The sequence below is a fragment of the Antarcticibacterium sp. 1MA-6-2 genome (genome assembly GCF_021535135.1).
Lineage (GTDB): Bacteria > Bacteroidota > Bacteroidia > Flavobacteriales > Flavobacteriaceae > Gillisia.
Genome location: NZ_CP091036.1, coordinates 1,079,313 through 1,099,691 on the forward strand (window position 1 = coordinate 1,079,313; position 20,379 = coordinate 1,099,691).

The 20,379-nt window shown below is 37.9% G+C and carries 20 protein-coding genes, 1 tRNA gene and 1 riboswitch; of the genes, 14 read left to right on the forward strand and 7 right to left on the reverse strand.

What is annotated here, in order from left to right; all coding sequences use genetic code 11:
- Positions 1–211: 211 nt before the first annotated feature.
- Together LZ575_RS05470 and LZ575_RS05475 are read left to right on the forward strand one after the other, a co-directional pair.
- Entirely contained in the window at positions 212–1,054 is an 843-nt protein-coding gene (locus LZ575_RS05470; protein ID WP_235329638.1) for an alpha/beta hydrolase, read from the forward strand.
- A gap of 146 nt (positions 1,055–1,200) precedes the next feature.
- Positions 1,201–2,112, forward strand: a complete 912-nt coding sequence (locus LZ575_RS05475; protein WP_235329640.1) for a DUF4126 domain-containing protein — start codon at positions 1,201–1,203, stop codon at positions 2,110–2,112.
- 618 nt (positions 2,113–2,730) lie between these two features.
- Here the strand turns inward: LZ575_RS05475 and LZ575_RS05480 are convergent.
- Together LZ575_RS05480 and LZ575_RS05485 are read right to left on the reverse strand one after the other, a co-directional pair.
- Positions 2,731–3,783, reverse strand: coding sequence for an NAD(P)-dependent alcohol dehydrogenase (locus LZ575_RS05480; protein WP_235329642.1), 1,053 nt, complete (start codon positions 3,781–3,783; stop codon positions 2,731–2,733).
- A gap of 229 nt (positions 3,784–4,012) precedes the next feature.
- Positions 4,013–4,942 carry a LysR family transcriptional regulator gene (locus LZ575_RS05485; protein ID WP_235329644.1) on the reverse strand — a complete coding sequence of 310 codons (930 nt, stop codon included), beginning with the start codon at positions 4,940–4,942 and terminating at the stop codon, positions 4,013–4,015.
- Between the two features lie 84 nt (positions 4,943–5,026).
- On the opposite strand from LZ575_RS05485, the gene LZ575_RS05490 reads away from it, so the two are divergent.
- The 3 genes from LZ575_RS05490 to LZ575_RS05500 all read left to right on the forward strand — a co-directional run bounded on the left by LZ575_RS05490 (position 5,027) and on the right by LZ575_RS05500 (position 7,357).
- Entirely contained in the window at positions 5,027–5,398 is a 372-nt protein-coding gene (locus LZ575_RS05490; protein WP_235329646.1) for a hypothetical protein, read from the forward strand.
- Between the two features lie 242 nt (positions 5,399–5,640).
- Positions 5,641–6,822 carry a zinc-dependent alcohol dehydrogenase gene (locus tag LZ575_RS05495; protein WP_235329648.1) on the forward strand — a complete coding sequence of 394 codons (1,182 nt, stop codon included), beginning with the start codon at positions 5,641–5,643 and terminating at the stop codon, positions 6,820–6,822.
- A 13-nt stretch (positions 6,823–6,835) separates the two neighbouring features.
- Entirely contained in the window at positions 6,836–7,357 is a 522-nt protein-coding gene (locus tag LZ575_RS05500) for a hypothetical protein (protein ID WP_235329650.1), read from the forward strand.
- A 752-nt stretch (positions 7,358–8,109) separates the two neighbouring features.
- On the opposite strand, the gene LZ575_RS05505 is transcribed toward LZ575_RS05500, so the two are convergent.
- Positions 8,110–8,183, reverse strand: a tRNA-Pro gene (locus LZ575_RS05505).
- Between the two features lie 243 nt (positions 8,184–8,426).
- Between LZ575_RS05505 and LZ575_RS05510 the strand changes: the two genes are divergently transcribed.
- Positions 8,427–8,627 carry a helix-turn-helix domain-containing protein gene (locus LZ575_RS05510; protein WP_235329652.1) on the forward strand — a complete coding sequence of 67 codons (201 nt, stop codon included), beginning with the start codon at positions 8,427–8,429 and terminating at the stop codon, positions 8,625–8,627.
- A gap of 20 nt (positions 8,628–8,647) precedes the next feature.
- Entirely contained in the window at positions 8,648–9,190 is a 543-nt protein-coding gene (locus LZ575_RS05515) for a S24/S26 family peptidase (protein WP_235329654.1), read from the forward strand.
- Positions 9,191–9,201: 11 nt separating this feature from the next.
- Here LZ575_RS05515 and LZ575_RS05520 read toward each other — a convergent pair whose 3' ends face one another.
- Entirely contained in the window at positions 9,202–10,479 is a 1,278-nt protein-coding gene (locus LZ575_RS05520; protein ID WP_235329656.1) for an alginate export family protein, read from the reverse strand.
- A gap of 201 nt (positions 10,480–10,680) precedes the next feature.
- Between LZ575_RS05520 and LZ575_RS05525 the strand changes: the two genes are divergently transcribed.
- From LZ575_RS05525 to LZ575_RS22335, 3 genes are all read left to right on the forward strand, one after another.
- The gene (locus LZ575_RS05525; protein ID WP_235329658.1) at positions 10,681–12,027 is read left to right on the forward strand and encodes a DUF5723 family protein; all 1,347 of its coding nucleotides are present in this window, start codon (positions 10,681–10,683) and stop codon (positions 12,025–12,027) included.
- A 222-nt stretch (positions 12,028–12,249) separates the two neighbouring features.
- Entirely contained in the window at positions 12,250–13,113 is an 864-nt protein-coding gene (locus LZ575_RS22330) for a YaiO family outer membrane beta-barrel protein (RefSeq protein WP_255702808.1), read from the forward strand.
- Positions 13,114–13,189: 76 nt separating this feature from the next.
- Complete coding sequence (locus tag LZ575_RS22335; protein WP_409187206.1) at positions 13,190–13,498, forward strand: hypothetical protein; 309 nt, start codon at positions 13,190–13,192, stop codon at positions 13,496–13,498.
- Between the two features lie 53 nt (positions 13,499–13,551).
- Here the strand turns inward: LZ575_RS22335 and LZ575_RS05535 are convergent, their stop codons facing one another.
- Genes LZ575_RS05535 through LZ575_RS05545 form a run of 3 tightly spaced genes read right to left on the reverse strand, consistent with a single transcriptional unit; the run spans position 13,552 to position 16,384 of the window.
- Positions 13,552–14,988: a glycosyltransferase gene (locus LZ575_RS05535; protein ID WP_235329660.1), complete on the reverse strand. Its 1,437-nt coding sequence runs from the start codon at positions 14,986–14,988 to the stop codon at positions 13,552–13,554.
- Positions 14,989–15,020: 32 nt separating this feature from the next.
- Positions 15,021–16,037, reverse strand: a complete 1,017-nt coding sequence (locus LZ575_RS05540) for a hypothetical protein (RefSeq protein ID WP_235329662.1) — start codon at positions 16,035–16,037, stop codon at positions 15,021–15,023.
- On the reverse strand, positions 16,037–16,384 hold the full coding sequence (locus LZ575_RS05545) for a response regulator (protein WP_235329664.1): 348 nt from the start codon (positions 16,382–16,384) through the stop codon (positions 16,037–16,039). Before LZ575_RS05545 ends, LZ575_RS05540 begins: the two co-directional genes overlap by 1 nt.
- A gap of 322 nt (positions 16,385–16,706) precedes the next feature.
- A riboswitch (TPP riboswitch) is annotated at positions 16,707–16,806 on the forward strand.
- A gap of 98 nt (positions 16,807–16,904) precedes the next feature.
- Between LZ575_RS05545 and thiS the strand changes: the two genes are divergently transcribed.
- Genes thiS through LZ575_RS05565 form a run of 4 tightly spaced genes read left to right on the forward strand, consistent with a single transcriptional unit; the run spans position 16,905 to position 20,378 of the window.
- Positions 16,905–17,108, forward strand: coding sequence for a sulfur carrier protein ThiS (gene thiS, locus LZ575_RS05550; protein WP_235329666.1), 204 nt, complete (start codon positions 16,905–16,907; stop codon positions 17,106–17,108).
- A gap of 56 nt (positions 17,109–17,164) precedes the next feature.
- Positions 17,165–19,021 (forward strand): phosphomethylpyrimidine synthase ThiC, encoded by a 1,857-nt coding sequence (gene thiC, locus LZ575_RS05555; RefSeq protein ID WP_235329668.1) that lies wholly within the window; start codon positions 17,165–17,167, stop codon positions 19,019–19,021.
- Between the two features lie 12 nt (positions 19,022–19,033).
- On the forward strand, positions 19,034–19,630 hold the full coding sequence (locus LZ575_RS05560) for a thiamine phosphate synthase (protein ID WP_235329670.1): 597 nt from the start codon (positions 19,034–19,036) through the stop codon (positions 19,628–19,630).
- Positions 19,617–20,378 carry a hydroxymethylpyrimidine/phosphomethylpyrimidine kinase gene (locus LZ575_RS05565; protein WP_235329672.1) on the forward strand — a complete coding sequence of 254 codons (762 nt, stop codon included), beginning with the start codon at positions 19,617–19,619 and terminating at the stop codon, positions 20,376–20,378. The genes LZ575_RS05560 and LZ575_RS05565 overlap by 14 nt, the downstream gene beginning before the upstream one ends.
- The last annotated feature ends 1 nt before the right edge of the window (position 20,379 follow it).

Sequence of the window (20,379 nt, forward strand, 5' to 3'; positions counted from 1 at the left end):
TTGTATCTCTTATACGGTCCTTATATTTTTTTGTTACAGCTCCTTCAATGCAATTCTTCTTTTCCAATAAAAAATTCTGTGAAAATGGGGGAATTCCCCTGTTGTAAGCGGGCTTCGTAATAAGCACCTTTATAAAGAAGTACAATCCCCTTCTAAATTTAAATGAATCTTCTTCTAAAGTATATTTTCTATACAGCGGTTCTTTTCCTAATTGCTTAGCTGTTCAAAGGAAAGTATAGACTCTCCTGTTATTTCAAACGATGACCAACAAAAAACAGCCAGATCAATTTTAAACATAAGCTATGGTGAAGATCAGGCTCAAAAATATGACATTTATTTACCTGCAAACAGATCAACAGCCATTACCAAGGTTTTAATATTCATTCACGGCGGTGGGTGGATACAGGGGGATAAAAATGACATGGAAGAATATATCCCTATTTTGGCAGAAGATCATCCAGATTATGCCATTGTCAATTTAAATTACAGGCTGGCCAAGTTACCAACACGGGCAGCATTTCCCAATCAGTTTTTAGACATTCAAAGGGCACTGCAACATTTGACCGAAGCAGCAGTAGATTATGGAATCCTTGCTGAGTTTGGATTAATAGGAGTTAGTGCGGGTGCCCATTTAGCACTTCAGTTTGATAGTGTTTACGATAATTTTGATCAGGTAAAACTTGTTTGCAGCATTGTGGGTCCCACAGATTTAACTGATCCTTTTTTTAAACAAAATCCAGACTTCCTTCTTGCCCTGCAATTTTTAGTAGATGAAAATGCTTATCCCGGTGTTTCAGATTTTGCTAAAGCAGTTAGTCCCGCTTACCTGGTAAGTGATAAGAACAGTGCCACAATCCTTTTCTACGGAAAAGAAGACCCTCTGGTACCTGTAAGCAATGGAATATTACTGCAAAAACAACTCGAACATGCAGGGATTGAGAACAGCCTGACGATATTTAATGGCGGTCATGGAGACTGGAATGAGCACGCAAACAGAAATCTACAACTAAAGCTAAGTAATTTTATCAATCTTCATTTGCCCCTGGAATTTTAATTAATTGAGTTATTTATTAATGTATTACCTGCTAAAGTTATCCTGAAGATTTTTCCTTTTCAAAACAATACTCCCTGTTTTTTTATAATTCCAAAAGAAAGAATCAAATAGAGTTTCTATATTAGAATTCTCAACCTTGTGAAGTAATGACTTTAGTCCAAATAATTGCCATTTTAGGAACGATCCCGTTGTTCTCCTTAAGAACTTTTCTCCCTGCATTTCTCACAGCACTTCTTTTGGCATATCCTCAATATTTTCCAGGAATGGGAGATGTTCCACCTCTGGGGGAGGACGCCTTTATTACCCGGAACTGGGTACTTATAACTTTAGGGATACTTAGTTTGCTTGAGATTATAGGTGATAAAAGCACCACTATAAGAAATTTAATGAAAAATGCTGAAACTTATCTTAAGCCTCTATTTTTCTTAATCATTAATCTCAACTTGCTGGATGAAGCTTCAAATGAAGTTTTAAAAGACATTCAGTGGGCAGCTTTTGATCCTGGTTACCTTCTTCTCGCTTTTGGAGCTTTATCGGTTCACTGGCTGTCTCGCCTAAGAAGAGATTTTATCTCTTTCCTGGAGGACATAGATGAAGATGATAATTTGTTTATAGGTAAAATAAGCAGTTGGGTAGAAGACAGTTTGGTCGTATTTGGTTTTGTGCTGCTAATATGGACAGGATTCCTGATGTTGATTCTCTATTTTGCAGGTATCTTGTTTTTTGTGATCCTAAGAAGGAGGTATGAAACTAAAATTGAACAACAAAAATTAACCTGTGAAAGCTGTGGGGAAAAGAATCTACCTTATGCTGTAAAGTGTTTTAACTGCAAGAATTCTTTATCTCGTGTGCATTCAATTGGTGTATTTGGGCAGAAGAAAGAGGAATTGGTGACCAACAGGGAAAAACATCAAATTGCCCTAATATCCCAGAGAAAATGTCCAGATTGTGGAAATACATTAAAAAGTCACAGATTGTACCAGGACTGCAGCGTATGTGGAGCCAGTTTGTTTAAATCCCCAGGAATAAATGAATTTGTAAGGAGCCAGGATCGCTAGTTTTATAAACTTACTGGCCTCTCATTCGTTTTAGGATTTATTCCTTTTGTGGGGTTTCTAGTAAGCGCAGTACTGGCAAATATATATTTGTTTTCCCCTTACCGTCGTTATGTACCCAAAGCAAGCTCTTTTGTAACCAGGCTTTTAATTAAATTCCTTACTTTTCTTCTCTTTCTGTTAGGAGTTGCATTAGGTTTCATTGCAGCCCCGTTGTATATTACTATGAGGTATTACATCTGGAAAAGGAAATTTCTCGCCCCGTCTTATAAAAAGCTGTCATAAAATATGAGGGCTTAAAATTTTCTTCTGAAGCCGCTAAATGCTGAGCCTGAAGAACTTTAACACAATATAAGTGGTTTTCCGTAAAGAAGTATAAAAGATTTCGGTATTTTTATTTACCTGAATCTCAATAATGTTAAACTTACTTTTCATCGGTCTCTTTACCGTCGCATTAATATTACTGTTCCTTCTCCGGAAGGATAACAGAAAGCAGAAAATTTTAATAGATAAAGAATCACAGTCTATAAGGCAGCTTCAAAAAAACAATTCTTCCCTCTGAAAAATCTGAACGAAAGAACCCACCCTATAACCTGTGGGTATTCTGCTTAATTCTCATTTTTACCCGTTGCGAAGCGATTTCATATCTATTACAAATCTGTATTTCACATCAGATTTAAGCATACGGGTGTAGGCATTATTAATGTCCTGGATCTTTATCATTTCAATATCAGACACAATAGTGTGTTCCTCGCAAAAGTCTAACATTTCCTGAGTTTCCTTTATTCCTCCTATTAGTGATCCTGCAATTCTTTTACGGCCCATTATTAATGCTCCTCCATGCATGGGCTTCAAAGGTTCAACTGCACCAACGAGAACCATGGTCGCATCTCTTTTAAGTAAGCTTAAATAAGGATTTACATCATGTCCTACGGGAACGGTATTTAAGAGGAAATCAAAGGAATTACGATGTTCGGCCATCTGTTTGTCATCTTTAGAAATCAAAACCTCATGAGCTCCTAATTCTTCAGCATCTTTGCTTTTTTCAGGAGAGGTTGTGATCATCACCACGTGGGCCCCCAGGGCATGAGCAAATTTTACTCCCATATGTCCAAGACCCCCCAGACCAATTATTCCTACCTTATCCCCTTTTTTTACCTTCCATTGTCTCAAGGGGGACCAGGTAGTAATTCCGGCACAAAGAAGAGGTGCGGCAGCTTTGGCATCAATATTCTCCGGAATCCTTAAAACGAATTTTTCATCTACAACTATTCTTTCTGTATAACCGCCAAAAGTTTGCCCTCCCAGGTGTTCATCCTTCCCGTTGTAAGTAAAAACTGCTCCATTTTCACAATACTGCTCCAGGCCCTCCTTACAGGAATTACAATGTTGACAGGAGTCAACCATACATCCCACTCCTACTAAATCTCCGCTCTTAAAACGCGTAACTTTTTTTCCTGTTTTTGTTACACGACCAATTATTTCATGTCCCGGCACTACAGGATATTGTGCTCCACCCCAATCGTTTTTCACAGTATGAAGATCGCTGTGGCATACCCCGCAGTAGTCAATTTCCAATTCCACATCATTAGGTAGAATACTCCTTCTATTGATCTCGAATGGCTCAAGATTAGATTCGGGATCCTTTGCTGCGTATGCTTTTACCTGACTCATATTGTTTTTTTATATTTTCTAAGTTACGTAATCTGTATTCAACCCTGGTGAAATCTTTATCATTTCAAATAAAAAAAACCGCCTCCGATACCATTTTTCACTTTCCGGCTTCCCTACAAACCAGAAAACTACTTTAGCACCGAAAGGCGGTCTATTAAAAATTTACACATTTTTTTAGTTAATACAAAAAATACCTCCCGTTATTACCTATTCCTCCTTCAATTAGCAACTAAATTTCTCCCTTACTATTCTTCAAAAAATAATCTTTGACAATCCTTTCCTTTTCATTTTGAATAAATTCAATAAAAGCATTAGCCACAGGAGCCAGTTTTTTACTCTTCAGCCAAATTAAACTCCAATTGGATTTTAAAGGAAGGCCTTTCACCTTAATTATGTGCACATCTCCCCTGCCCAGTTCATTACGAATACCAATTATAGGCATAATGGAGTAACCAAGACCTGCAATAACTGCTTGTTTTACTGCTTCATTAGAGGTGAGTTCCATTTTTTTTATTGCATTAATATTATTCTGTTTTAGAAACTTCTCCATAGTATTGCGCGTCCCGGAGCCCTGCTCTCTAAAAATTAAAGGAATTTTATTGAATATTGTCTTATCCAGAGGTTCTTCTTCGTATTTTAAATATTTACTTCCTACGAGATACAAATTATTTTCAAGAAGATCTATTTGCTCAACCTTTAACTTTTCGGGCAGGACTGAAACCAGGGCAAAATCTATTTCGTTATTTGAAAGGCTCTCAATAACTTTATCCCGATTTGTCACATCCATAACTAAATCAACTTCATTATTGTGCCTCATAAAATCTGACAAAAAGTAGGGCATTATATATTTGCCAGTTGAAACAGAAGTAATCTTCAGTTTTCCAACTATATTACTTTTATAGGCCGCCGCTTTGGAATTTATAATTTTTACCTCTTCAAAAATACTTTCAGCAGAAGCTGCAATTTCCTTTCCAAAACCAGTAATAAAGATTTTCCTTCCCACTACTTCTATAAGAGGAATTTCAAATTGGTCCTGTAAATTTTTAATTTGTATTGATACAGCAGGTTGTGTCAACAATAACTCCGCTGCTGCCTTTGTAATCGATTTGGTTTGTGCAACTTTTAAAAAGATCTGGAGTTGATGAAGGCTAAAGTTCATTAATATGTTTTATGATTAAGATTAAAATTATTAAAATTTTCTAATATAAATACACTTTAAATTTGCTGTAGAATTAATAGAAATATGGAAGTGGCACAAAGCTCTCTTTGCACGCAAAATATTGACCCAAAGGATAGGTTATTAAAATTGATTGAACAAGGTGATGCAGCTATAATTCTTTCTGAAGAAAATTTACAAAATTGTATTTCTGAACTTTTGAAGTTTGAATTGATCGTTATAAAAAATGATCATATTTATTTAACTGAAATTGGGAAAACTGCATTAATAGTGGGAGTTGAGAAAGCATTAACTGACCTTAAATCAAAGAAAGCAACAGTACTGGCAATTCCGGTGGAAGCTGGTCCAAAAAAAATAAATACTTCTAATGTACCGTATTACATCTTACTAATATTGGGAATACTACTCATGCTTTTAATACAGTTCTTCTGGCAATAATTATTAGAAAGCAATAGTTGATTATTTTTAAATTTAATTTCTTCAAAAATTTACTCCTTCTGCCGATGTTTTTATAGGTGCCTATATCTTAACGTTCCTTCCTAAGGTATTTCTAAAGTCTAGTTAAATACTTTTCCCAGGTTTCTTGTTTTTGTAATTTCAGTAGTACAACATCATAAAGTGCTATGAATCTTGTGAAATAGCAGGATGAAAAAGAAATTAACTAATCAAAAGGAGGAATTATGTTAGCAATGAATTTTAGAGGACCATTCCGTGTCCGGGCAGATCACAATCAACCATATCCAGAAATAGAACATCCCGAAGATGCCATTGTAAGGGTTTTAAGAAGTTGTATTTGCGGGAGTGACCTGCATTTATATCATGGACTTGTGCCAGATACTCGTGTGGGATCCACTTTTGGACATGAATTTATAGGAGAAATTGTGGAGGTTGGTTCTTCTATACAAAATGTAAAAGTAGGAGATAAAGTGATGGTTCCTTTTAATATAGCCTGTGGAAAATGCGCATTTTGTAAACAAGAACTTTATGGAAATTGCCACGAAGCAAATTCGCAGGCCACAGCAGTGGGTGGTATTTTTGGGTATTCTCATACCGCAGGAGGCTATAATGGTGGACAGGCAGAATATGTGAGAGTACCTTATGCCGATGTGGGACCAACAGTAATTCCCGATTGGATGGACCTGGATGACGCAGTAATGTTGACAGATGTTGTGCCCACGGGTTACCAGGCAGCACAAATGGGTGGAATTCAACCCGGGGATACTGTGGTGGTTTTTGGAGCGGGTCCTGTGGGGATAATGGCAGCCAAATGTTGCTGGTTATTTGGTGCAGGGCGTGTTATTGTTATTGACCAGTATGATTATAGACTCGAATTTGCCCGGGATTATGCAGATGCTGAAGTTTATAACTTTAAAGAGTTAGAGGATCCCGTAGTATTTATTAAGAAAACTACAGATTCTCTTGGTGCTGACGTTTGTATTGATGCTGTGGGAGCAGAAGCAGCCGGAGATACAATGAATACTCTGCTGGGCCGGAAATTATTACTGCAGGGAGGTTCTACTACTGCCTTACATTGGGCTATCAATTCGGTTAAAAAAGGAGGAATTGTTTCCATTGTGGGAGTTTATGGTCCTATCGACGCCTTAGTTCCTATAGGAAATGTTCTTAATAAAGGTATTACCATTAGAGCTAATCAGGCTTCAGTCAAAAAGTTACTGCCCAGGCTCATTGAGCACGTAAAGAACGGAATTATAGATCCGAAGCAACTTATAACGCACCGCATTCCACTTGAAGAAGTTGCAGAAGGTTATCATATAATGTCTACCAAACTGGATAACTGCATTAAACTAAGTTCTCATACCGCCTTCAGCATAAAGAAGAAATATAAATTCTTAAGAAACTAAAACATTATTTGTTATGACAGATGAAACAAATCCGGAAGATTTTGTAAATAAAAGAGGTGGAGATTACAGCCATATTAAAGGTTGGGGAATAGATGCCGATCCTAAAAATGATCCTACCTACCCCATGAAAAAACGAACAGATGAAGAAATTAAGGGGTACACCTGGGAAAGGCCACCTCAACAACCAGTTAATATTGAGGTATTAAAATCTGTTGAAAGGCCTAATATTACCGCGGTTTTTGGAACGGCCATGCCTCCTAAAGGTTTAAGTGGAGCTATACGAAGATTTGCTTTTAAATACAGTGAAAGCAGTTATGCCCGCTGGATGCAACTCGTTCTTGCAGACAGAATAGGAGTTGTTGAAGGGTATATAGATGATTTTTCGAAAGGATATATTCCTAACGTCTTTGTTGAAAGAGGCTGGATTGCAGAATGGAAATATAACAGGAAGAACTTTATACTTAAGGCTGCGTTGACAGCAACTGTTGCTACAGCAGGAATTCTTTTACTTACAAAAGGAAAGAAAAAAGATTAGCATTTTAGGGTCTGGAGATATCAATTAAATTTTTTGTTAGAATTGTTAAACGACTCCAGACCCTAACTTTTTAAAACCAGCTAGTATAAAATTTCATTAGGGAAAAGTGGTATTGCACCAGCAGAACGACAATATTTCATTTATATCTTTCAATCTTCTACCATTTTTTGTTTACTCTTAATTCCAAACCTAAGATTAAAAAAATAGTCTGAATTATTTTTACGCGTTCAGCTTATAATGGTTCATTATAAAAACCACCCGCTTCCAGCAAAATTATTGTTAAAAATTGGTTAATTATCAATGGCAGTATTTATAACTTAATATCTCTTTTTTACATTAGTTTGTACAAACGGTTACAAAAACGTTTTAATTACTTAAAAGGAATGGTTATAAAGCCCTAAAAACATTATAGAGGTAAATTGAAGTGAGGGATCGATTTGCCTCTCAACCCTGGAAATCTGATTTCCGGGGTTTGTTTTTTAGTAACATTTCCGAAATTATCACTTCAACCTCTATGGATATACTAAGATGTTTGATGGAAATTATTCTATAGAATTTAAGGAAAGTCAAACCGAGACGAAAGTCAAGTCTGTGAAATTACCAAATTAGTGAATATTCTGGCAACAATTTAGGTAACCGAATAGGTAACCTTTCATTTGATAATAAAGCTAATCTTATAATTTCAATAAAAATACAAATGATTGATTTTCATAAGATTAGCTATGTATTGATGTCTATTGACACTACAATTGTCGGGATGACAGGATTTGAACCTGCGACCCTACGCCCCCCAGACGTATACGCTACCAGACTGCGCCACATCCCGATTTTGGAAGTGCAAATTAAACAGGTTATTTACAATATTCAAAATGAAAACTGGATTATTTACCACCCGAAATGGGGAAGCAGGCTGTTCATCAAATGAAGGTGTAAAAATATTAGTTTAAACTTTAATTACAACAGGCCAGGTTAGCTTTGGGTTAAAAGCTTTATTTAACAGTGGTTTAACCCTGTGCCTCCTTTTATTGCCTACCTTATCATTGATAATTATAAATCAACAATACACCAGGTGGTAGAGAAACAAGAAATTGGCATAAGAATTAAAGAGCTTCGCACCGGGTGCCATTTCTCTCAGTCTTTTGTTGCCGAAAAATTATTTATTTCTCAGGCTGCTTTTTCCCTCCTGGAAAATTCTCAAAATGGCACAACTTCAGACCATATTATTAGACTAAGTAAACTATTTAATGTAACAGCAGATTATCTTCTCTAAGCAACAAAAAACTTGTTAATATGACACCCAAAAACGGTTTCTTACCCCTAATAGACGCCAAAGCTCACGCCGGGCTTATTAGAAACATCCACAAGGAGGATCTTATGGACGATTTTGAGTATTATAAAATACCTGGGTATAACCCTACAAAAGACAGTGTCCTTATCGAAATTGAGGGAGATAGTATGCAACCTACTATTTTATCTGGCGATGTTCTTATTTGTCAAACCCAACATAACCTTTCTTATGTTGTTGATGGCTCTCTTGTAGTTATAGTGACCGAGGAAGATCTCTTTACAAAAAGAATTTTTAAACACGAAAATTCTGACTATTTCTGGCTGGAAAGTGACAACCCCGGGGAGACAAATAAGAAAAAAATTAAACGGTCTGACATTAAGCAACTTTTAATGATCATTGGAAAAGTGAGCAATATTCTTATACCTCATAAGGAACTGGCTTACAAGGGAAAAATTAAAGTTTTTCAGGAGAATCTGGATTCCATTAATCAGGAAATATTTAAAATAAAAAATAAGCTGGATGACCTTCTGAAAAAGCAAAAATAATTTTTGTCCCCCTATTTTATGATTTCCTTTCCTTCTTTTCGCACGGTAAAAACTTCCGGATGAAAAGAGATCATCACCCAGGCCCAGTTTTGAATTCTATCTGCGTCTCCTCCTTTTAAAAATTCCAGGGAATTTGTACCAAACATTTGGGAATAACCAAGACTGCCCGTTAAACTTTTACTTATTCTGTGGGAACCAACAACGTCAATTTCAGTTCCAAGATAGGGATCTAAATTATTTATACCCTCCTGAAGTTTTGCTGCTGTATAAAATAAGTGAGGTACTAAAGCCAGTTCTGCATTTTTTAAGCGGAAGGAAAACTTTCCATAATAATCCTGAATTCCAACAGAATTAAAATGATTACCCACATAGAAATAATCCATAAAACCATTAAACCCGTGGTTTGTACCAAATAACGGGGTAAAAGAAAAGCTCGTTTCCATATCTTCAAAAGAATCAGTTCCCGAAATATATTCTGCTCCCACCCCTACTGTAAATGCTGAAGTAACCATATAATTGAGATTGCCTCCCACATACCAGCCCTGGATTTCCTGATTATTTCTTTTTCCGGTTTGACCATAAAGTGATATATCTCCCGACCATTTTTCAGAAATAAAGGAATAGTAGGATCCAAAAGTTTGTAAATACTGCGTTTTCCTCTCATCGGCAGCGGTTTCTGTTTCATAACCTGTGTTTAGAACCAACAGGCTAATCCCGGAATTTTTAGCAGCAAATCGATAAAGTGCCATTTGTAAATTTTTATAAGTGTTCACAAGGTAAGGAGCTTCATATAGATCTTCCCCATCCTCATTTAAACCAAGTGCCAGTTGGAATTCATGAGTACCGCCAGATGACAGATTAAAAAGCAAAGCATCATGACTCTGGCCCTGCTGCGCCCAATCAAGTCCTCCAAGAATTCGTTGATTATCATAAGCTAAAACCTGTCTTCCTAATCTTACAAATATGCCCGGCTGAATGTTATACTGCCCGAATGCTTCAAAAATAGCAATCCCATTCTTATCAGCCGTGGTGACAGTAGGAACATCACCCCATGTTCTCACATTCTGCATAGATAACTTCACACTAATTTTCTCCTCCTGGTATTGCAGGTTCAACCGCGATCGTTGAGAAATAAATCCAGCAGCCTCCTGTTCATTTTCCAGAAGCGTTTTAAACCCATTTCTGTATTCAAATCGAGGCCTTATTTGTATTCCGGCAGTAAATTCCTGAGCCTTGAGTATTGGAAAACTAAAGAAAAAAAGAATAAGTAAAGAAGTAGTTTTTTTCATTGCCTTAAGTGCGAAAATTTAAAGATGTAAAGCAAGTTTATTTTCATATCAATTATTATGATCCCTATCATATCTCCCCGTTTTCCTTATTAGTCACTGGCCAAAATACTCCTGTCACTCATACAGAAAATACCCGAAATTGGGTATTTTTTAACAGTCACATAATAATTAGGTTTAATCTTCAACTAACAACCTAAAATTATGAAAACTACTATTTCCAAATTGCTTTTTGTTTGCTTCTATCTCACGAGTTTCTCATTATTTTCCCAAAGATATATTGGCTATACTGCAGATAATTACAGCGGGGTACATGGTGTAATTTATAATCCGTCATCTGTAGTTGACTCCCGGTTAAGAAGTGATATTAATATTTTCTCTGTAAGTAGTTTTGCTGGAAGTGACTATTTCGCCATCGATCTTAACAGCATTCTTAAAGCTGAAGATGGTTTTAATATTGATGATGATGTAGTGAAAAGTCCCTTAAATGATAATAAATTTTTTGTCAATCTTGATGTTTTAGGACCTTCGGCAATGTTTAATCTCAATGCACGGAGTAGTCTGGCAATTACTACAAGAGTAAGAACGTTCTTCAACCTCAATAATATCAATGGAACCTTATATGAAAGTCTCACAAACAATTTTGATGAGGAAGACGATTTTGACTTTGAAATCAAGGATTTAACGGGTACGATGCACGTATGGGGAGAAATAGGACTTACATATGGGAGGATCCTGGTGGACGGTGGAAGTAATTTTTTGAAAGGCGGGCTAAGTCTAAAATATCTCCAGGGTGCAGGGACTCTTTTTACAAATGCTCCCTCAGTATCAGGGCAGTTTGATGCTACCAATGAAACACTTACCACTACCGGATCGCTTATGTATGGAACGAGTGAAGGTTTTGATAATCAAGATATAGAATTTAGTAATCTTAGCTCCGGAATTGGTGCTGATCTTGGTTTTACCTATGAATACCGACCCAATATTTCTCCTGACTCTCTTTCACGGGCAAAAAATAAATACAATTTTAAACTTGGGATTTCAATAACTGATATAGGAAGTATTTCTTATGAAGGATCTACAGTAAATCGCTACAACCTCGATCAAACCCTGGATACAAACAAATTTAGAGAAACCAATGGCGAAGAAGATGACCTGGAAACAATTCTGAAGGAAAACTATGAAGGGACAGAAGAAATAGTTGAAAGTAAAATTAATCTTCCCACTGCTTTACACCTCCTTGCAGATTACCGATTCAGAAATAATTTTTATATAAGCTTACAGGGATCACTTTCTCTGGTTTCTGAAGAAGAACAACAGGCAAGCAGGCTCTTAAACACCCTTACTGCCACTCCCCGACTGGAAACCCGCTGGTTTAGTTTTTACCTTCCACTAAGCATCCGCCAATATGATGGTTTTGCGATGGGTGCTGGATTTAGACTGGGCCCACTAATGGTAGGATCGGGATCAGCAATTACAAATTTAATTTCAGACTCCAGTAGAACAACAGATGTTTACGTGGGACTAAAATTTCCCTTTTATCAAAAGTAACGCTCCTGAAACAGGAATTAACTTAAAATTACCAGGAAAATCCTGCACAGCTTGATTTGTGCAGGATTTTGTGTGAATTGTAAATTCCAGAAAATTGGAAAATCCTTCTCATTTTTGAAGCTATAGATCAATTCTTAAAACTCTTTTTAAAGTTGTTTTCCAAAAAAGGCAGGAATTATAGCGAAAAACATAAATTTGAAAAATATTCTGAATCCCCCTTCAATGAAAAACCTGCTTTTTACCCTGGTCTTGTTACTCTGTCCTTTTATAATAAACGCCCAGGAGGTGACAGAAACAAATACAGATATCCTTTACCAAAAAGCCCTGGAACATTATAAAAATGAAGAGTATCAAAAATCTCTTCAACTCACCAATCGTGGACTGGAGCTCGCACCTAAATACCACGATATTAGGATATTACAAATTCGAAATCTTTGGGCTGTAAATGAACTTTCCAAAGCAGATGACGAACTGGAGTATCTATTGACTGAAGCCCCTGAGTATGCAGATCTTAAACCTCTCGTATACAGAAGAATTAATTTGTTTACCAATAATACCGGGGCACTGGATTATTTAAAAATGGCTGAAATAATTTATCCGGCAGACAAAGGCCTTCAGGTAAAAAAAGCACAACTCTTAATAGCCGAAGGAGAAAGGAAAAAAGCCAGGGAAATTGCCATGAATCTAATTTCTTCTGAAGGATTAACGGGTGCAGAAAGATATGACCTGCAAATTATCCTAAACCGAAGTGTTTCAGATGAAATAGGATTTACATATCAATTCATCAACTTCAGTAAAGATTATTCCCGAACTGATCCCTGGCATACCATCAGTGCAGAGTATCAACATAATTTTGATAGAACTGCAGTTATAGGAAGAGTAAATTACTCCAATAGAGGCTACGATGATGCCGCACTTTACGAACTTGAAGCTTACCCGGTTTTCAATGACAGGCTTTATGCCTTTACCAATATTGGATTTTCAAATGGTACTATTTTTCCCGATCTGCGAAGCAGCTTATCATTATTTTACAACTTTGCCAGTGTCTTTGAGGCAGAAGCCGGAGGCTTGATTACTCGTCTTTAATGAAAGCAGCTATTTTACAGGAATTATTGGTCTTAGCCTTTATTCGGGTAAATTTTATTTTAATGCAAGAAGCTTTATAGGTCCCGAAAGAGGAAACCAAATGGTACAGAACTACCAGGGGAACATTAGATATTATTTCTCAAATGCCGATAATTATTCTTTTGTGCGTTTAGGTAGTGGCATCTCTCCAGATGAACGCACTCTTTTCTCCCAGGTACAGGAAAATCCTTCTCTAAATGCCTATTACATAACAGCAGGCTTTAATTTCACTGCCGGAGTGCATCATATCTTCCAGATTGGTGGCGGGACATTATATGAAGATATTACTAATAAAACCTCCGGCACCCAACTTCTTGGAAATATTAGTTACCGATACAGATTTTAATCCGGGAAAATCCAACTCTTCAAAAGTCCGGTTGAAGCAGAAGTGATGAATTATTATTTAGTTGCTGACTGAAAACCTTTCCGGGTCATAGTTCCCCAACCAGATTTTATTCCGAATAATTTTTTGTAATAACCCTTCATTTGTCCATATAACATCACGGGATGGTATAGAAACGGCTCAAGATAACACGCCAGTAGAAGTTCGGCAACCTGTTTCCCTGTAGAATAATGCCGAAAGTTTTTCACATACATAAATACAGAGACTGTTGAGAACAGGCATCCCACCAGGTAGACCATTAGAAAGAAAAGAATAGCAGTGCTCCAGCTTATCCATCCCATAAACCCAAAAACAATAATGCATATAAGCCCCAGGAATTCTACAATTGGAGCTCCAAATTCAAAAAAACACCAGTAAGGAAAAAAGATAAGTCCCATTTTCCTGTAGCGGGGATTAAAAAATAAATACTTGTGAAGTTTTATAGTCTCCCATAGTCCCCTGGCCCAGCGGTCTCTTTGCTTCACAAGAACATTGTAATCTGGTGGTGCTTCAGTCCAGCATAAGGTTTCCGGTACGTAAACAACCTTGTAAGGTAATTTTTGATTTTCCATATGGACCCGCAGGCGAATGCACAGTTCTAGATCTTCTCCCACTGTTTTGTGATTAAATCCACCAACTTCAATCATTCTTGTCCTGGGATACATTCCAAAAGCACCGGAGACCAACATTAAACCATTCACTTCTCCCCAACCCATCCTGCCTATTAAAAAAGCTCTAATATACTCCACCACCTGTACCATTGGGACAAGATCTTTTGGCAGGCGTAGCTCCTTCAGGACTCCGTTGTGGATTATTGAATCATTGGCAATCCCTATCGCACCTCCACAGGCAATTATTTCCTCTTCACTTTCTTCCAGGTAAGGCCGCACCATTTTTATAAGAGCATCCTGTTCAATAATGCAATCTGCATCGGTACACAGTACAAGTTCTGTATTAGCAAAATTAATTCCCGCATTGAGGGCATCGGCACGGCCACCGTTATTCTTATCAATAACAGTTAAATGCTTATACTGCACCTTCCTGCTCTTATAAATTCTGTTTACTGTGGCAGTGGGAATAGGTTGCGTAATAAAAGCAGCGTCAAATGGTTCCAGGGCATATTCCTTAATAAGTTTTTCAAGTGAATCATCCTTACTTCCATCATTTACAATTATTAGTTCATAAAAAGGATACTGTATGGATAGCAGGGATTTTACATTCTCTACTATAGTAAGCCCTTCATTATAGGCAGGTGCAACAAGGGTGACTGAAGGAATATCTGTAGCGCTAACGATATCTTTTACCTGAAGAAATTGGGCTCTTCGCTTATTTCTTTGAACTGCCCGGTGAGAAAGTATAATCCCCGCAAAATAGATCAATGTGAGAACAAGCCCATACAAAAAGAAGAAGCAATTGACTACGAAATAGGTGTATTTAAAGTAATTTGACTCCATCTTTTACCTGCGAAGGTTCTGGAGAATACTGCTTAGTAAAACTCCTCTATATCTTCCTTATATTCTCTGTTCCACAGTATCTCTGCAGTACTTAATTTAATAACATCATTACTCTGGTACAGTAATAACCTATAAAACTCAAGATCAACATTAAGAGATATTCGATCTATATACTTTAGCAGCTGTACCTGCTGCTCAATATTTGAAATGTTGTGAAACTTCTGTTTTACAACATTTATTTGATCCTCGTTAAGTTTAAATGAAGATATACAATAGAGTGCTGTCTCTCGTGTATCAAATTTCGGGGAATCCAGAAAACGAAGAATAAAATCTACTTCTTCCTGTATTCTAAACTTCCTAATGATCCTCATTATTAATTCGGTGGCGTACTGCTTATCACTGTCATATGCTTTCCGCAGATATTTTAATTTGGGAACGGGATACAAATCATGTAATTTTTCAACTACTTTTATTTGCTGCCACAGGGTCATTTCTCTTTTTAAATAGGGTAGAAATCTTAGGCTGTCCCAACCTAAAAAAACAACCATGGCAATTTGAGCCTCCCTTCTCACATAAATATTCTTGTTATTTATCTCCCGTAATACTTCCTTAACGTATTGTTGCTGATCCATTTCATAGATCTCCCGTATACCTCTTCCCTTGACATGCCATTTCTTACTTTTAAGCTTATTAAAAGAAACTCTGTAAGGAGGGATTTGCTTATAAAGTTCCTGAATCTTATGGTAATTTTCTCCTAAAAGAGAGCGCTGCGTTCTTATCATTAGATTTACCAGGTATTGCACATTGCCCGGCTTATTAGGTACAATCCCCAGCTTGCGAAAAGTTCTTTGAACTGCAATTAGGTCAAAAGGCTCCTCTGGAGATGGGTACAGGTATTGCGAGGTGATATCAGCAAAAGCTGCTTCTATTAAGGCTAAATGTTTAGTTCTTTTTTTCCTGTAAATTAAACTTACCGCAATCGTTAGCCAGCATCCCGCCAGCAGCAGCAAAAGAAGCTTTATTACGATTGAAAGAATAAATATCGACATCAGGCAATCAACTTGGTAATTCCCTGCATATCAAAAGGTGCAGCAAAAAAACCGTCAATATTTTTAGAAGCAAAAAGATCCTGTTCGATTTTATCCTGCCCCATATCGGTAACAATTAGCAGGGAGCGGTGCAGGATGATTTCCTTTATTTGATAGATAAAATCCAGGGGAGCAATACCATCAAAAAGGATATCAGATATAATTATGTCGTAATTGTAATTTTGATCTTCTATATTAAGATCATAAAGTGAACGAATGGCTTTACAGTCATAGGAATTGACCTTCATAAGCCTTTCCAGGATTTTCAGAATAATAATATCCTCCTGGATAACCAGAGCTTTTTTCATTTTGGGGGATTTGGGGACTGGAAAAGTATAAATTTTTAAGGAATAATTAAGAAAATATTCCAAAAAAGAATTTGGTGTTATTTTGAAGCCCGCGCCTATAATCCTTGGGGCCAAATTACCGCGGAACAACAAGCTGATCTAAAATAAGAAAGAAGTGCATTACAGTGCAGGTTACAATTTGGTTGGGATAACAATTTTTGTCTTATTGTCGAGCCGCTCTTCCTTTCCATCCTGCCCCATTTCTCTCAGCAGTTATAGAAATTATTGAAGGCTTTAATTAAAATATTTTTCCCTTTCCCAGTAATTCCCTTATATTTGAAAACGTAAACTTTAGGGGTGCTGATTGTTACTAATCGGCTGAGATAAGACCCTTTGAACCTGATCCGGTTAATACCCGCGAAGGGAAAAGTGTTATCTACATATTTTCTGCCATGATTTCTTTTTAGAGAAATTTTGGCTTGTATTTACTTTTTCTTTAGGGAGCCTCCCCTGCAGTTTACAGCTATTAAATATCATAAAAATGATAACTGTAAACGTCAACAATACCGCCCACACCTTTAATTCACCATCCAGTCTTCAGGACCTTTTGACTCAGCTTGCTATTTCCGAAAAAGGGATTGCTGTTGCCGTTAATAATCAAATTATTTCCCGAACAAATTGGAATAGCCATGAATTGGCTGATGGCGAGAATGTGCTCATTATTAGGGCCACTCAGGGAGGATAAAATTTACTACGGAATGATTTCCGGAAGCAGAAAAACAGCACTAAACAGAAGTAATTATGAAAAAGGACCAGATTCCAAAACAGCAAACCCTTAGCCGTGAACCCTTTCCCAACTCAGAAAAGATCTATGTAAGCGGAAAGATCCATCCCCACATAAAAGTCCCGATGCGGAAGATCTCCCTCAGTGACACCGTGGACAAATTCAACGGAAAAGTTGAGAAGAATGATCCTGTTTTAGTCTATGACACCAGCGGACCGTATACAGATCCGTCAGTAGATATCGATGTGCGAGTAGGACTAGAGCCTATCCGCAACAGCTGGATTGCGGGCCGGGAAGATGTAGAACAACTACAGGGCCTTTCTTCAGCTTACGGGCGCGAAAGAGAAGAAAATCCCAAGCTTGATGAGTTACGTTTCAAAAGGAACAGAAAACCCCTTAAAGCAAAGCCCGGACATAATGTGACCCAGATGCATTATGCCAGGAAAGGCATTATCACTCCGGAAATGGAATACATCGCCATTCGGGAAAACCAGAAGTTGGAGGAGATCAAAAAAATCTCTGAACAGCACCCCGGGAACAGTTTTGGAGCCAGTATCCCAAAGGTTATCATTCCGGAATTTGTAAGGGATGAAGTTGCCCGTGGGAGAGCAGTTATTCCTTCCAACATCAATCACCCCGAAAATGAGCCTATGATCATTGGCCGGAATTTCCTTGTGAAGATAAACGCCAATATTGGGAATTCTGCAGTGTCCTCTTCAATTGAAGAAGAAGTTGAAAAAGCCGTCTGGGCCTGCCGTTGGGGAGCAGATACGATTATGGATCTTTCCACCGGAAAGAACATTCACGAGACTCGAGAATGGATCCTAAGGAATTCCCCGGTGCCCATTGGAACAGTACCTATTTACCAGGCCCTGGAAAAAGTAAACGGAAAGGCCGAAGACCTCACCTGGAAAATTTTTAGGGATACGCTTATTGAGCAGGCCGAGCAGGGAGTGGATTATTTTACCATTCATGCCGGAGTTCGTCTGGCATACGTCCCGCATACGGCTAAAAGGGTAACCGGACTTGTCTCCCGGGGCGGTTCTATCATGGCAAAATGGTGTTTGGCCCATCACAAGGAAAGTTTCCTGTATACCCATTTTGAAGATATCTGTGAGATCATGAAAGCTTATGATGTTTCATTTTCTCTTGGAGATGGCCTGCGTCCCGGAAGTATTGCCGACGCTAATGATTATGCGCAGTTCGCTGAACTTGAAACTTTAGGTGAACTCACAAAAATTGCCTGGAAACACGACGTGCAATGTATTATTGAAGGTCCCGGCCATATTCCAATGCACATGATCAAGGAAAATATGGATAAACAACTGGAAGTATGTGGGGAAGCTCCTTTCTACACCTTAGGACCATTGACCACCGATATTGCTCCCGGTTACGACCACATTACAAGTGGGATTGGTGCGGCTATGATAGGATGGTTCGGCTGTGCTATGCTATGCTATGTGACACCTAAAGAGCATTTGGGATTGCCTAACAGAGACGATGTAAAAGAAGGAGTGATCACTTATAAGATCGCTGCCCACGCGGCCGATTTAGCGAAAGGTCACCCCGGGGCACAACACAGGGATGATGCACTGAGTAAAGCCCGATTTGAATTTAGGTGGGAAGATCAGTTTAATCTGGCTCTTGATCCTGATACCGCGAGATCATACCACGATGAGACTTTACCTTCTGACAATGCTAAAGTTGCCCACTTCTGCTCTATGTGCGGACCCAATTTTTGCTCTATGAAGATCACGCAGGACGTTCGGAATTTTGCTGAAGAAAACGGAATGGATACGCAGGAAGCAATTGAGGAAGGAATGAAAAAGAAGTCGGAAGAATTTAAGGCAAAAGGAAGTGAAGTCTACCTGTAAAAACACATTTAGATGTTCATTCTTTTTACTTCGGAAGAAAACGGCAGTGCTGAAAAGAAAGAGCTCATTCATTTTTTCGAGAATGGGCTTCCCCTTTTGCACGTTCGAAAACCCGGAATGACTGAAGAAGACCTGAAGATATGGTTATCACAATTTGATGAAAAACACCTTCGGAAAATGGTCCTCCATCAACACCATCATTTAGCCGAAATTCTTCAAGTGAAAGGAATTAATATAAAGGAAAGCTTCAGAAGCAAAAAAGAAGATTTAAAGAGTTATATCGAGCGGTTTCAATCGGAAGGTCTTACAGTAAGTTCCTCGTTTCACGATCCTGAAAAAGTGAAGAAGGAAGCTTCGGCATTTGATTATATTTTTTTGAGCCCGGTTTTTACTTCTGTTTCCAAAACCGGATATGAGGGGCAGGCTTTCAGGGTGGAAAATTTTCCGCATAAAGTGATCGCTTTAGGCGGAATTGAAATTGATAAAATATTAAAGGCAAAAAAAATGGGATATTCAGGAGTAGCAGTTATGGGAGGCGTATGGCTCTCTGGAAATAAACATAAAGCTTTTACTGAAATTTTTAAAGAGTACAGAAATGTTTACCAATAACAGACCCTTTGTCTTAAGCATCGCCGGATTTGATCCTTCAGGTGGAGCCGGATTGCTAGCTGATGCCAAAACATTAGAAATGCTGAACTGTAACGGTCTGGCAGTTAACACCGCAAATACGATCCAGAATGATATCAAATTTGAAGCCTGCTACTGGACTTCTGAAGCCATCATACTTCAGCAACTGGCACTTTTAATGGAAAGGTATCCTGTGGAAGTGGTGAAAATGGGAATTGTGGAGAACCTTCAGATCTTAAATAAAGTAATTGACAAACTGATGATCAGGAATAAAAAAACCAAGATCATTTGGGATCCGGTTTTGAAATCCAGTAGCGGCTTTTCATTTCAGGAACCTGGTGAATTTCAAATAGATCTGGAATCGATTCTGGAAAAAATTTACGTTGTCACTCCGAATTTTGATGAGTTAAAACTGTTTTACCCTGAACTAAATTTTGAAGAAACGGTCAGGAAAATCAGCAGCAAGACCAATTTATACCTCAAGGGAGGACACCGCCCCGCAGATATTGGCCTGGACGAATTGTTTACTACAGAAGGGAACTGCTTTCGTTTAGAACCCGTTCGACGAGATTGTTCAGAAAAGCACGGCAGCGGATGTGTTTTTTCATCGGCACTGGCAGCACATTTAGCTTTGGGTAATTCCCTTGTTGAAGCTTCAAAAAATGCAAAAAAATATATTGAAAAGATTTTAGCATCAAATAACACCTTACTAGCCTACCACAACTTATGAT